This window comes from uncultured Roseibium sp. (assembly GCF_947494555.1).
Classification (GTDB): domain Bacteria; phylum Pseudomonadota; class Alphaproteobacteria; order Rhizobiales; family Stappiaceae; genus Roseibium.
Genome location: NZ_CANLVF010000001.1, coordinates 1077772 through 1091437 on the forward strand (window position 1 = coordinate 1077772; position 13666 = coordinate 1091437).

Genomic DNA, 13666 nt, shown 5'->3' on the forward strand with positions numbered 1-13666 from the left:
GTCCATTGAACGCAGGCGATTTCGGGAGATTCAGTTCGCCTGGGTCAAAGTCACAGAGGCAAGGTCGCTTCCGACAACCGTCTCGCCTTCAAAGCCGCTCTCAGTTACGGCCGAGCGGTAATCAGCCTCCGTCAGTGCGCCATTCGGCAGCTTGTAAGGGCCCTGTCGTGGGGCTCCGACGGGCGGGATCAGATGCGTCAGCATCAGGTGCTTTACACCAGCCCGCTTGGCGAGATGCCCAAGGTCCGTCGCATTGCTTTGCCGGAAGTAGATCGGTGGCGGAAAGCCTGTGCCACCATCCGGTCCCATGACAGGATGAATTGTCGAGTGAACGACAATGTCCGCGCCATTCGCCAGCTTCTCGACCTGGTTTGACGTGGACGTTTCACGCGGTGGCTTGCGAATATCGTTGCCTGCATCGCCGCCGACAACGACGCTTCCGGCAGGCGTATCGACCCGGTAAGACGCGTGTCCTGCAATATGGGTAGAGCGGATTGCGCTGACCTTCACGTCTCCCTTTGACCAGACTTCTTTCGGTTCTTCCTCGGGCGCAAAATCCTTTACGGCAATCAGTTCCGCCGGGCCGCCGGGGAGCCGTTTCTTGTTTTCGGCAAGCCGCTGCGCGATTTCGCCTGATTGGATCAACGGATCGCCGATATGTCTGGCGAAGCGGGCGCAGCTCAGGGCAAAGCCGAGCGGTGACTTGGTCTCTTCGCTACAGACCAGATCGACCTTGGGACCTTGCGAGTTGAAGTGCCAGCGCAGTTGCATCATGTCTGCAAACCCTTCGGTGTGATCCGAATGCAGATGTGTCAGAAAAACAGCGTCGATTCGGCCCACGGGCACGCCGGCTTCGCTCAGACGTTGGGTTGTGCCGCGGCCGGTGTCGAATTGCAGTCTCACGTCATTGCATTTGTTTTCGACCGTACCGTACTGCACAAGCGTGCCGGCCCCGGCCTGACCCTTGAAGACCGGCGGTCCGCCCTGTGTACCCGTCAAGGTAACCTTCAGACATGTGTCTGCCATAGCGCCAACAGGTGCAAACAGTGCCGCGCCGGCCAGAACAACTCCCAACAGCATCCGTGACATGATTTCCTCCCATCGATTTATATTGTTATATTACAATAATATCGATTTTAGGAAATCATGCAAATTTTCATCGATGGATCGCGGGCGTCTGCTTGTTTGAGAGGGGTGGACGATCAGGCGGTGGCCTGTTCGTTTTCCTGTTTCCTGAGATCCAGTTTCCTGGCGGCAGCATCCAGGTTTCGGATTTCGCCTGAAGAAGCGATTTCCTGGGTGGTTGCGAACCGTTCGTGGTTCTGGGCCACCTTGTTGAGATCATAAAGGTAGTTCACCATCGCCCCGGCCGACTGGGCATACCCCTTCGGGGAAGTGTCCGCCTCGGCATGCACTGCGTGGATCATTGCCCCATTGCCGAGATGAAACCGCGCGACTGGGTCCAGCGGCAATCCATCCTGCCTTTTGGCGGACACCAGATAATGAGCGGCAAGCAACCTGATCTGTTTTGCATCGGCGCGCAGAAACGGAATGTCTTCCAGTTTGAGCCAGTTCATCAGGCCTGGAATGGGAGACAGGGTTACGAACGTCTTCAACCCCGGCAGTTCCGCAGCAAGGTCTGCTGCGACCTGTTTGATCAACGAATTGCCGAAGGATATGCCGGCAAGTCCCGCCTGGCAGTTTGAAATCGAATAAAACACGGCGGTTTTTGCAGTCTCTGCTGCAATCGCTTCACGGTCCTCTGTCAGAAGGCCCTGGATCGATCCCGGTACATCGCTTGTTAGCGCAACTTCGACAAAGATGAGCGGTTCGTCCGGCATTGTCGGGTGAAAGAATGCAAAGCACCTTCGGTCACCTGGGACGAGCCTGCTGCGCAGATCTTCCCAGCTGGCGATTTCATGGACGGATTCATAGGCGATGATCTTTTCGAGGATGTGCGCCGGGCTTTCCCAGCTGATAGGGCGCAAAACAAGAAATCCGCGATTGAACCACGACATGAGCAGGTGCCGGAAATCCTGGTCCAGTGCCTGAAGTTTCGGATCGGTTTTGCCGAGCCGCAACAGATCGGCACGCATCTGCACCAGGGTCTCCGTTGCGCCCGGAATCTGGTTCAGCCTGCGGATCAGTTCCTGCCGCTGCGGTTCAACGGCGGCCATGAATGTGCGATAGGTCTGTTTGCTCGGCTCGGCTTCATAAGCTTCCAGTGCGGTGCGAACCTCTTCCGGGTCGATATTCATGTCACTGGCAAGGTGATGAAAGAAGCTCAGCTTTTCCTCGTCGCTCATGTCCATGTAGCGCTTCAGGATCTGATTGGCGGCCGACAGGCCCGTTACTTCGCCGGTTGCACCGACGAGCGCACCGATCAATTCCTCCATTGTGCGCGAGTCAGATTTATCGAACGCGGCCATAAGGTACCGGCGCTCGAAAATAGTCGACAGCAGGTCACCGAGAATCGTCATAAGTCTCTCCAGGGCGCTGGTTTGCCGTCAAAGCGTTCCGGATGAATCGGCAGAAGCTTTGGCGCGCGTATCCGACGCGTTGTGCCTGTCATGCGCCCCACGCGTCGGCTTGAAATCATACGACAGCAGAGCGCTTCGCCCAATTGCCCTTATGGTGAATGCTGGCACTGCCACTTGAAACACTCAGGCCAGTTCGACCCTTTGTCCCGACAGGCCGACAGACAGTGTGAAGCTGCCCTCATTGATCAGCCAGCGCCGGATCGTGAATGTTCTCACCCCCGATTTGTGCATCGGGTCCTCTTCGGCAAAGCTGCGTGCCTCTTCGAGCGATGCAGCGCGGTAAATGATCATGCCTTCGCCATTCAGATCCTCACCTGAAAAGTCGGAAACAGGACCTGCGAAGGCAAGTTTGCCTTGCTGCTCCATTTTCGCCTGATAGGCCAGGTGATCCGGCAGAGTTCCGGGCACATCCGCGTCCGGTCCTGCGGGCACTGTGTTCACGATGTAGAGCTCCAGGGCGAGAGCGCCTCGCTCCTTTGCCATGCGTTTGTAGTCGATCCATTTCGGCATATTTCACCTCCAGTTTCCATTAGAATAAAAAAATCGATATTATTTGACAATCTTAAAAATAGTCGTCAAAGTAATAAAAAATATGGAAACACCGAGGCTGGTATGCGATTTTTGGTAGGGACTGGTGTGTCGGGGCAGGGCGTCTTTCTCGTCGAGGGAGAATGGGCCTGGAACCTCACCGCGATTGACGGAAATGTCGGAACGGATCTGATGGCGCTGATCGAGGGGCGCGTTGAACTGAAGGATGTCCTGGCACGCAAGGACAGCACCGACGCGGAGCCGGTCGCGTCATTGACACCGGGGCTTCCGGTTGAGCGTCCCGGCAAGATCATTTGCCTCGGGCTGAATTATGTCGATCATATCAAGGAAGGCGGTTATGCCGTCCCGTCCTATCCTGCCTTGTTCATGCGCTGTACAACGTCGATGATACCTGCCGGTGCGCAGATGATCCGGCCGAGCTGCTCGGACCAGCTGGACTATGAAGCTGAACTGATGACCATCATCGGGAAGGGCGGCAAGCATATCAGCGAGCAGGATGCCCTTGATCACGTCTTCGGCTACACGATATTCAACGATGGCTCGGTGCGTGAGTACCAGCGCAAGACCCATCAATGGACACCAGGAAAGAATTTCGATGCAACAGGGCCCGTTGGTCCCGTTATCGTGACGCCGGACGAATTGCCGGAAGGTGCCGACGGGTTGAAGATCGAGTCCCGGGTCGGTTCCGAAATTCTTCAAAGTGCAACAACGTCCGACATGCTCTGGAGTGTCGCCCGGACGATTTCGACCATTTCCGAATTCGCGACGCTTGAAGCCGGCGACATGCTTGCGATGGGCACCCCTCCCGGTGTGGGGCATGCCAAGACACCACAGCGCTGGTTGAAGCCTGGTGAAATTGTGGAAGTGGAGATCGAAGGCATTGGCATCTGCGCCAATCCCGTTGTCGCCGAAGAGGATGTGGCTGCGACGGAGGCTGCGGAATGACGATGGCCGCGTCCCAAGCACCCACCGGTGCGGCGCTGGAGAAACTTCGCGCTGAAGCGCATGCCCATATACGCGATCTCCGCGAGAGGATCGGCAGGCTTGACGATGATGGCATCGACCTGATCCTGCGCACTGCCAGATCCCATTACGCGTGGCAGGACAGGCCTGTGCCGAGAGAGGTTCTGGAGACGATTTACGAGATCACGGCTGCCGGGCCGACCAGCATGAACACATGTCCGGCGCGGTTTTATTTCGTCGAGAGTGACGAGGCCAAGACGCGTCTTGCCAAGGCCCTGAAAGACAAGAACATCGACAAGATGATGTCCGCGCCGGCGACGGTCATCATCGCCCACGACCTCGAGTTCTGGAAAGAGCTGCCCTACCTCTTCCCGCACGAAGACAGGCGCCCGCATTTTGAGGGCAAACCGGAACATTCCGAAGCGACCGCATTTCGGAACGGTACGCTCCAGGGGGCCTACTTCATGATCGCGGCGCGCGCGCTCGGGCTTGATGTCGGTGCAATGTCCGGCTTTTCCAATCAGATCGTCGATGCGGAGTTCTTTTCCGGAACAACGCTCAAATCAAACTTTCTGTGCAATTTCGGCTATGCGGACGAAACAGCTCTGTTTCAAAAGCTGCCGCGTCTTCCGTTCGAAAAAGCCTGCAAGTTTCTGTGAGGTTGCAACCATGGCCTTGAGAGAAAAGACAATAGTCAAATTGCGTTCCAGAGGCACCGGAGTAAGCCACTCTCGAACCGATGTTGACATTCGCGACCTCACAATATCGATCGACGAGCCGGAAGCGCGCGGCGGTACCAATCTGGGTCCGGCACCGACGGAAACGGCGCTTGCTGCGCTCGCCGGGTGCACAAATGTCATCGGCAACAAATGCGCAAGCAAACTGGGTGTCGATATCGGACATCTGAATATTGAAATCACCTGCGAATTCGACCGTCGCGGTGTCACGCTGGAAGAGGAAATAGACGTTCCCTTCGTTGCGTTGCGCCAGGTGGTCAAGAGCGACGGGACCGCGACGGAGCAAGACCTTGCACGTGTCGGCTCCGAAGTCGCCAAATACTGTCCCTTGTCCAAGCTTTTTGAACAGTCGGGGACCACACTTGAAACGATCTGGGAGAAAGCCTGATCGTTCCGTTTCTTTGGGAGGAGAATGCCATGATTGGAAAAATGACAAGACGGAGTGCTCTGGCACTGGCGCTCCTGAGCGCGTCGTCGATGCCTGCATTCGCGACTGAGACCATCAAGGCTGTCGTGATTGACGGCTATCCGGCGCGTGCGCTTTGGGTGAAGGAGTTCACAAACTTTTTCATTCCCGAAGTCGATAAGCGTCTTGCCGAAACCGGCAATTACAAGATGGACTGGCAGGAAAGCTACGGCGGTTCCATCGTCAAGCCCAAAGGCGTGCTTGAAGGTATCAAGCTGGGTCTTGGTGACATCGGCATCGTGACAACGATCTTCCATTCGTCGAAGCTGCCAAGTCAGGCGATTTCCGCGGTCACTCCATTCGTCGCACCGGATTCGCGCGCTGTCGCCAAGGCGGTCGACGAGATCGCCAAGGAATTCCCGACAATGCAAAAGGAATTCGAAAAACAGAACCAGGTCTACCTGGCGACCGGTGTGGTGCTCGACACCTACCAGGTGTTCTCCAAGGAACCGATCAGCAACATTTCCGATCTGGAAGGCAAGAAGGTTGCGGGTGCCGGCATGAACCTGCGCTATCTTGAGGGCATCGACGGGGCCGCAGGCGTGCGTGGCGGCCTGACCGATTTCTACAACATGCTGCAGACCGGACTGGTCGACAAAGCCATGCTGTGGCCGGAAGCTGCCAGCACGTTCAAGATTGCCGAAGTGGCCCCCTACATGCTCAAGGCCGACCTGGGTGCGGTGAATTCGAAGACAATCACCGTCAACAAGGACTACTGGGACGGTCTGCCCGATGAAGTGAAAAACGTCCTCCTGGAAGTCGCGGTGGAGTATCGTGATCATGTTGCCGGGATCGCCATGGACCGGGCGCAGGCCAGCCGTGACAAGTTTGTCGAATCCGGAGGCACGATCGTGGAAATGGATCCTTCGGAGCGTGAAGCCTGGGCAGCAGCAATTCCCAACCTTGCCGTTGAGTGGGCCGCCGATCTGGACGCTAAGGGCGAACCGGGCAGCGACATGCTCAAGGCCTACATGACCAAACTTCAGGATGCGGGCTATACGCCGACCCGCGACTGGTCAGCGGAACTCTCTCAGTAACCGCCGAATGAATGAGCGGGAGCGCCGGAATGCTGCGTCCACTTCACTCTGGCGTTCGCGCCCTTATCAAACTTGCCAACTGGGTTGCCATCGGCGCAAACGCAGTTGGCACCCTCATCGTGCTCGCCCTGGTTCTGATCGTGAATTACGACGTTGTGGCGCGCGGCCTCTTCAACGCCCCGTTCCGCGGGGCGTACGAGGTGGTTCAGTTCTCCATGGTTCTGATCGTTTTTTTCCAGCTGCCTGACGTCGTGCGCATGAACCGGCTGACACGGTCCGACGGCTTCCTGACCATCCTGTCAACAACACGGCCGCATGCTGCGGATTCGATCCGGCGCACGATCAACTTCGTGTCGGGCGTCTTCATGCTGCTGGTCGCTTACGCGATCTGGCCTGAATTCGTTGAAATGTATGAAACAAAGGACTTTTTCGGAGTTCCGGGCATTTTCACCGCACCGTGGTGGCCGATCAAGCTGACGATCTTCTTAAGTTCGCTTCTCTGCATGATCTTGTTCTTCATCAAGGTCCTCATGCCGGACGAAAGGGTTGATCCTGTCCGTCTCAACGAACATCCAGAGGAAACCACGTGACACCATTTGAAATTGGTATTCTGTCGGTCGTCGCGATTGTCGTTCTGGTTTATCTCGGCGTCTACATTCCGATCGCGCTTGGCCTGGTGTCCTTCGTCTCCATCCTGCTGATGCGCGACAATTTCGACCTGGCCATCAACCTGCTGAAAATTGCCATCGGCGACAGCGTGATGGAATACACGTTTGCGACGGTGCCGCTCTTCACATTCATGGGGCTGATTGTCTCCAAGGCAGGTCTCGGTGCGGACATCTATACGGTAATGAATTCCGGCTTTCGCAAGGTCAAGGGCGGCATCGGCATGGCAACCGTCGGCGCCAATGCGGTGTTTGCGGCGGTGACCGGATCCTCGATTGCCTCTGCCTCCGTGTTTTCCAAGGTCTCCGTCCCGCAGATGCTGGCCTTCGACTACAATCCGCGCTTTGCGGTGGGTGTTGTCGCGGGATCGTCCGTTCTCGGCATGATCATTCCGCCGTCAGCGATGCTGATCATCTACTCGTTCGTCGCGGAGCAGAGCGTCGGGGACATGTTCCTGGCCGGAGTAATTCCAGGCATTCTGCTTGCCGCCGCCTATGTCGTCGCGATTTTCCTGATGGGACGGCTGACGCCGAAATATGTAGGCGGACGCCCGGCAGACGAGACGGAATGGATGTCACTTGCCGAAATCGCCGACAAGACGCTTCCGACCTTAGTCCTGATCGTTGCCGTTCTCGGCGGCATCTACACCGGCTGGCTGACACCGGTCGAGGCGGGGGCGGCCGGATCGCTGCTTGGTCTGTTGATTGCGGCATTCCGCAAGAAGCTCACACTGAAGACGCTCTGGCAGGCGCTCCTTGAAACCGGTCACATCACCGCATCGATCCTGTTCCTGATCACGGCAGCTTCGATCTATAGCCGCATGCTCGGGCTTGCCGGTCTGCCGAACGAACTTGGTGATCTTCTGACCGACACGCAGCTGACCTTCTTCTGGATCATGTTCATCTATGTGCTCCTGATGATCTTCCTTGGAACGATCCTCGATACGGCGTCGATCATTCTGATTGTGGTTCCGCTGTTTCTGCCGCTGGTGGAGCCGATGGGGCTGTCGCTTGTCTGGTTCGGTATCGTAACCGTTGTCGGTGCCGAAATCGGTCTCCTGACCCCACCGCTCGGCATATCCTGCTTTGTTATCAAGGCCACGCTGAACGATCCGCGCATTTCGCTGAAGGACGTATTTGTCGGCGCGTTTCCCTTTGCGCTGGTAATGTTGATCGTCCTGGTCGCGCTGATCCGCTGGCCGTCACTCAGCCTGGCAATTCTGAACTAAAAGGTGCATCCATGCGTCACGTCACCAAAGACAACATCACCGATGTCTTCATGGGCTATTTCGGTCCGGACACGGACCCCCGACTGAAGGAAATCCTTCAAAGTCTCGTCACGCATTTGCATGACTTTGCGCGTGAGACCAACCTGACACACGATGAATGGCGCAAGGGCATCGAGTTCCTGGAATCGGCCGGCAATATTTCGGACGCGGAGCGTCATGAGTTTGTGCTGCTGTCCGACGTGCTGGGGCTGTCGTCGCTGGTCGACATGCTGCATTCAAGCCCCAAGGGCACCTCTTCAAGCGTGCTTGGCCCGTTCCACATTACAGGAGCTCCACCGCTTGCCATTGGCGGCGACATGCGCCGCGATTTTCAGGGCCAGGTGTTGCTGGCAAAGGGCACAATCCGGGACGGGGACGGAAACCCGATCGAAGGCGCGGAACTGGATATATGGCAAACGGCTCCCAATGGGATGTACTCCAGCCAGGATCCGGAGCAGGACACCTATTCGTTCCACGGAATTCAGACAACGGGCAAGGACGGGACTTACGGCTTCACGACGGTCAAACCGGTCAGCTATACGGTTCCGAGCGACGGCCCGGTCGGCGACATCCTGAACGCAAGCGGCCGGCACCCGTGGCGCCCGTCTCATCTGCACTACATCGTCAAGGCGCCAGGCTTTAAAACGCTTGTGACGGAGATTTTCCCCGACGATGATCCTTATCTGGATGAGGATACGGTTTTCGGCGTGCGCGAGGATCTTGTCATGACTTATGTCGAACAACCGGCGGACTCATTCCCTGCCGAAGGGTACGCGCTTTCCGGAAAAGTCGAAGACCCTTATCTGCTCGCGGATTTCGACCTGGTTCTCGTTCGGGAATAAGACTGCGACGGAGCCTCTTGCGAACGGATCAATCCAGCCGGGTCGCTTGCGACCGGCAGCGGAGTTGCACGTTTGGACTTGCAAGCGCTGTGCGCTGGGGATCGCCTGCCATTGCAACGGCACTATCCAAGATTTTGGCACCTGACAGGTTTTACATGTCTGCTGCGATGGCTTTCCAGCATGAAGAGCCATTTTCGCGCACCTGCCGCTTGCTCAAAAGTTATTCAAGGTCTGCAATGCGGACGAATCCGGCTTTTCTCGCTACTAGAATATATGACTGCTCTCCGGCATTGGATTCGCTGCACCCATGGGATGGTGCAATGAAAGAGCATAGCTACAGACGCAAGAAAAAGTTGCGTGACGCAATAAAACGCGAGCGCAAAGGACGGGATTACTCTATCGACTTGCGTAACAGAACAAGATTGTCGAGGACGAGGTTTGATGACCAGATAAAGTCTGCATCCGCGCCAGGCGTGTCAAATATGTCCTCGAAGTTCGTGAAAGCTTTTTTGTTTTTGACGCCAACCGTGTCATTGGTGAATGTCGCAGCATTCGGCCAGTTGCTATCATCGAAAGACGGCATCATCCAGTCCGGTGGAACGGCCCAATGTGCCGCTGAATAACCCTTTGCATCATCTACACCCTCCACACTGCACGCAGAACTGTCACGGGATTGACCATCGACAATGAGGCAACCACGATCGTTCAAAGGGGACGTGTAAAATGTTTGCGCGCGCCAACTTTTGTCCGTGATTGCAGCCGTCACGCCGTTAGCATCCTGAACATGGGCAACCAGTCCGCCATCGCCCGGATGGAAGGCTTTGCCACGGTTATCTTCCGAGCCAAGGCCAAGGTTCTCTTCCCAATCCACCATCATGACGGCCAGCGTCACCGGGCGCTCCGCTTTGAAGCGAACAACGTTCGAGTTGAATTTAGTGAACGGGACTTCATCAACGGCAATTAGTGTACAATTTACGTATAACTCGAAGTAATTGTCGGCGAAGACGTAAGCTGTGAATACCTCTTCACCTCCCGCATCCATAATTGGCACGCTTTCCAGATCGAGCTCGGCCAGGGAACCCAATTGGTCGCCTCCGCATTCATTGAAGAGGTCGGATGCAAACGGAACCTTTCCGTAGTTTGTGGAGGCGGGCACTGTCCAGACCGTGCCATCGTCGGATGCGATTTCCCCAACCGCACTGGCGCGCGATTTAGGCCCGCAATCAAACAGACCCGGATTTGTTTCTGTGGCAAGCCCAGTTGTGAAAGTGGCTGCCTGGGCTGATGCTCCAACTGTCGCAGTTACCAACAGGGCGCCTACAAGCACGTACTTCATTATGGCGCATCCCTTTTGGCTTCTCGTCTCGATGACATAATTTGTCGCGCGTAAACTTTAAAGTCAATATCTAGCCTAGGCGTGGGTCCATTTTGGGCTCGGAGCCGATCTTATCCGCTGTGGCAGTCAACGTCCGGGTTCGCGCTGGCGTAGCATCGTGCCGCCAACCACGAGTGCCCCCCGCTTTTCCTGTCTGACGAATTGGCCTACTCGGCGGCTTCGGTCGTAAAGTGCTTTTCCAGAAACGCGCCAGTGTTGCGGTAGTGATCAAGCAGGAGACGGCACGCTGTGTCGGCGTCCCGGTCGACGGCTGCGTTCATGATGTCGGTGTGTTCCTTGCCGATATCGCGGGAAGAATAGTTGAGGGCGCGGCCGGCCAGATACCGATAGCGAATGTTGAGGTCGTAAAGCTGGTTGCAGAACTTGAGGAGCACCGGCGAGTGACAGGCGCTCAAAAGGTTCATGTGAAAGGCCTTGTGAAGCTCCTCGAAGCGTTCAACATTGGCGCGCGGTTCACGCATCATGCGGTGGTGAGAGATGACGAGCCTGTCTTCCCAGGCATGATCCGCCGCGGATAAACTTTCCCGCAGCGCCATTTCTTCAAGGTGACAGCGCAGATTGAGGATTTCGGCAAAGTTCGAGGGACTGATTTCTGCTGTACGAAAGCCGCGCTGATCAAGGCGTTCGACCAGCAGGTCCGACACGAGCAGCGTCAGCGCTTCGCGGATCGGCGAGCCTCCCATCTCCAGGATGGTGCGCAGTTTTTCGATCTTGAGTTTTTCGCCCGGTGCCAGCTCACCGATCAGGATCATTCTGCGGATAGCAAGATAGGCGCGTTGGGTCGCCGATGGTTCTTGCGCGGGATCAATGTGCATTTTTATCGCCATGCCAAATAATATCGATATTCTATGACCTTTTCCAGTTTTAACTAGGATGATACGTCTTTAGATCAAGTCAATTTGTTCGGGGAAAAAATCAACAGTTATGCACGACACTTCTCGTCAAGGCGCTGCACATCCGGATTGACCTTGCGCAAACAGGGCATTCGCACCCTGCGGCGAGGCAAAAAGAACAGATTGCCGCATTTCGATTGACCATTTTTGTACAAAATAATAATGAACAAAATAGTTCAGCTCGGAGTCGATATGCCCCACACCCCAATTGTACAGTTCGGCACAAGCCGCTTCCTGCAGGCGCATGCAGACCTGTATGTGTCCGAGGCGTTGAAAAAGGGCAGGGCGCTCGGACCGATTACGGTGGTTCAAAGCAGCGGCGATCCGAGCCGGTCCCGCCGACTAAAGGCGCTCGCAGCTGACGAAGGCTATGATGTGCGCGTCAGGGGTATCGAGCACGGGCAGCTTGTGGACACCACCGCGCGTGTCACAAGTATCGTCAGGACCCTGTCTTTGCCTGACGACCTGGAACAGGTGAGCGAGATCGTCAGCGATCAGGCCCGCGTAATCCTCTCAAACACGGCCGATGCTGGGTTCAGACCGCGAGAGGCCGACAAGGCCGCCAAATATTCGCAGGACATGTCTTATCCGGCAAAGCTGACATGGCTGTTATTCCGGCGTTTCGAGGCACACGGGGCGCCGATACAGGTCATGCCGACCGAACTGGTTCCGCACAACGGTGCAGTGCTGCGCGATCTCGTCTTCACCATCTCCGACCTTTATCCTGCGGCGTTCCGCGACTGGCTTGAACGCGATGTCGTGTGGGTGAACTCGCTTGTCGACAGGATTGTATCGGAGCCTCTGGAGCCCGCGGGCGCCGTCGCCGAACCCTACTCCTTATGGGCAGTCGAAGATCAGCCGGGGCTGGTGCTGCCCTGCGAGCATCGCCGCATCAAGGTCGTTGCCAGTCTCGAAGAGGCCGAGACACTCAAGCTCTTTGTGCTCAATCTCGGCCACACTTTTCTCGTGTCGCGATGGCTCGGCGCGGGCGGAAGTCAGCACAGGTATGTTCGGGATATGTTGAACGATCCGGCAGTCTGTGCGGATCTGGAAGAGCTTTATGCAAGCGAGGTCGTTCCCGGGTTTGGTGCGCACGGGCGAGGGCGCGAAGCAGAAGACTATGTCGCGACCACGCTCGATCGTTTCAAGAACCCCTTTCTGGATCACAAGCTGGCCGACATCGCTCAGAACCATACGGAAAAGGTCAAGCGCAGGATCGCGTCCTTCCTGTCCTGGGTGCGCGAAGCCGATCCGGATTTCGACGCGCCGCGTCTGGAAGAGATCGCAGCAGCGCCGGCAACCGTCCATATGCTGCCCTGAACAGCCGCATTGAAATGCGGTGACATGCTCCGGCGTGCTGTCCGGGACGCAAGGTCCAGAACTCGGGATCTCAGGCCAGCTTGTGGTTCTTCAGGGATGCCAGAAGCGTTTCCTTTGACCGTCTCAAGTGCTTGAGAGCGGCTTCTTCCGATCCGCCCATATCACGGGCCAGCATCGCATCGATCCACTCCAGGTGTTCTTCGATCGCGGCCGCGTTGCGCTCAAGTTCGTCGCGCTTGTCCCACATGTAGTGATAATGAAAAATCAGGGATATCAGTTTCTGCGCCTCGAGCACGAAGCGGTTTTTGACAACGCTGTTGACCGTTGCGTGAAACTTTCCGTCCAGCGTCGAAAAATCGTGGTACCGCTTCTTCAGATCCTTTCGAAGCGCGATATGTTCGGCTCTGACCTCTTTCAGCTTTCCCCAGATTTCGTGGTCTTGCGGAAGAGAGAGCAGATGACGAATGGCGTTCATTTCCAGCACAAGCCGGAAATCCGAAAGCTCGATCGCAAATTCCGCGGTAAATCCGGAGAGAATCCATCCGCCTTTGGAGCCACGCTCAACGAGTCCGAACCGGCTCAATCCGGACAGAAATTCCTGGAGGCTGTGGGCCGGAACACCGAACTGACGCGAAAGTTGCGCGATATTGAGCGCGGTCCCGGCCGGGACATCGAACCGAAGGATCCACTCCAGGAACCGTTTTTCGAGCTCTTCTCCCGTCGGTGTGCTTTCCGATTGTGACAGCCGGTGCCGAGCTTCGGGCTGTTTTATCAGTGTCTTCCGGCGTCCTTCCCACTGGATCAGGTTTTCCGTATCCAATCTTTGCAGGGCGGAGCGTATAATCGTTCGGCTGACCTCCATACGATCAGCCAAAACGGCCTCAGCCGGAAGTTGCCCACCAACTTCCATTTGGGTGCAAATATCCAGCAACTTATTGTAAGCGCTTCGAAATCGGTCGTCAGTCCGGGCCATGGAAAAGAGGTTAGCAC

At 56.4% G+C, this 13666-nt stretch carries 14 protein-coding genes; 8 read left to right on the forward strand and 6 right to left on the reverse strand.

From position 1 onward, the window contains the following. Nucleotides 1–30: 30 nt before the first annotated feature. From Q0915_RS04875 to Q0915_RS04885, 3 genes are all read right to left on the reverse strand, one after another. Nucleotides 31–1089: an MBL fold metallo-hydrolase gene (locus tag Q0915_RS04875; RefSeq protein ID WP_299474039.1), complete on the reverse strand. Its 1059-nt coding sequence runs from the start codon at nucleotides 1087–1089 to the stop codon at nucleotides 31–33. Nucleotides 1090–1202: 113 nt separating this feature from the next. Further along, nucleotides 1203–2480 carry a malonyl-CoA decarboxylase gene (locus Q0915_RS04880; RefSeq protein WP_299474042.1) on the reverse strand — a complete coding sequence of 426 codons (1278 nt, stop codon included), beginning with the start codon at nucleotides 2478–2480 and terminating at the stop codon, nucleotides 1203–1205. Nucleotides 2481–2663: 183 nt separating this feature from the next. Further along, nucleotides 2664–3050 carry a YciI family protein gene (locus tag Q0915_RS04885; protein ID WP_299474045.1) on the reverse strand — a complete coding sequence of 129 codons (387 nt, stop codon included), beginning with the start codon at nucleotides 3048–3050 and terminating at the stop codon, nucleotides 2664–2666. Between the two features lie 102 nt (nucleotides 3051–3152). Between Q0915_RS04885 and Q0915_RS04890 the strand changes: the two genes are divergently transcribed. Genes Q0915_RS04890 through Q0915_RS04920 form a run of 7 tightly spaced genes read left to right on the forward strand, consistent with a single transcriptional unit; the run spans nucleotide 3153 to nucleotide 9067 of the window. After that, nucleotides 3153–4034 (forward strand): fumarylacetoacetate hydrolase family protein, encoded by an 882-nt coding sequence (locus tag Q0915_RS04890; protein WP_299474048.1) that lies wholly within the window; start codon nucleotides 3153–3155, stop codon nucleotides 4032–4034. Further along, on the forward strand, nucleotides 4031–4711 hold the full coding sequence (locus Q0915_RS04895) for a malonic semialdehyde reductase (RefSeq protein ID WP_299474051.1): 681 nt from the start codon (nucleotides 4031–4033) through the stop codon (nucleotides 4709–4711). Before Q0915_RS04890 ends, Q0915_RS04895 begins: the two co-directional genes overlap by 4 nt. Nucleotides 4712–4721: 10 nt before the next feature. Next, the gene (locus Q0915_RS04900; RefSeq protein WP_299474054.1) at nucleotides 4722–5177 is read left to right on the forward strand and encodes an OsmC family protein; all 456 of its coding nucleotides are present in this window, start codon (nucleotides 4722–4724) and stop codon (nucleotides 5175–5177) included. 29 nt (nucleotides 5178–5206) lie between these two features. Beyond that, nucleotides 5207–6292, forward strand: coding sequence for a C4-dicarboxylate TRAP transporter substrate-binding protein (locus Q0915_RS04905; RefSeq protein WP_299474057.1), 1086 nt, complete (start codon nucleotides 5207–5209; stop codon nucleotides 6290–6292). A 29-nt stretch (nucleotides 6293–6321) separates the two neighbouring features. Beyond that, nucleotides 6322–6882, forward strand: coding sequence for a TRAP transporter small permease (locus tag Q0915_RS04910; RefSeq protein ID WP_299474060.1), 561 nt, complete (start codon nucleotides 6322–6324; stop codon nucleotides 6880–6882). After that, complete coding sequence (locus Q0915_RS04915; RefSeq protein WP_299474063.1) at nucleotides 6879–8186, forward strand: TRAP transporter large permease; 1308 nt, start codon at nucleotides 6879–6881, stop codon at nucleotides 8184–8186. The genes Q0915_RS04910 and Q0915_RS04915 overlap by 4 nt, the downstream gene beginning before the upstream one ends. A gap of 11 nt (nucleotides 8187–8197) precedes the next feature. Beyond that, nucleotides 8198–9067, forward strand: coding sequence for a dioxygenase (locus Q0915_RS04920; RefSeq protein WP_299474066.1), 870 nt, complete (start codon nucleotides 8198–8200; stop codon nucleotides 9065–9067). Between the two features lie 391 nt (nucleotides 9068–9458). Here Q0915_RS04920 and Q0915_RS04925 read toward each other — a convergent pair whose 3' ends face one another. After that, entirely contained in the window at nucleotides 9459–10403 is a 945-nt protein-coding gene (locus Q0915_RS04925) for a hypothetical protein (protein ID WP_299474069.1), read from the reverse strand. A gap of 206 nt (nucleotides 10404–10609) precedes the next feature. Next, nucleotides 10610–11278, reverse strand: a complete 669-nt coding sequence (locus Q0915_RS04930; RefSeq protein ID WP_299474071.1) for a GntR family transcriptional regulator — start codon at nucleotides 11276–11278, stop codon at nucleotides 10610–10612. A gap of 270 nt (nucleotides 11279–11548) precedes the next feature. On the opposite strand from Q0915_RS04930, the gene Q0915_RS04935 reads away from it, so the two are divergent. After that, nucleotides 11549–12676 (forward strand): mannitol dehydrogenase family protein, encoded by a 1128-nt coding sequence (locus tag Q0915_RS04935; protein ID WP_299474074.1) that lies wholly within the window; start codon nucleotides 11549–11551, stop codon nucleotides 12674–12676. Between the two features lie 70 nt (nucleotides 12677–12746). Here the strand turns inward: Q0915_RS04935 and Q0915_RS04940 are convergent, their stop codons facing one another. Next, entirely contained in the window at nucleotides 12747–13649 is a 903-nt protein-coding gene (locus tag Q0915_RS04940) for a GntR family transcriptional regulator (protein WP_299474077.1), read from the reverse strand. Nucleotides 13650–13666: the final 17 nt, after the last annotated feature.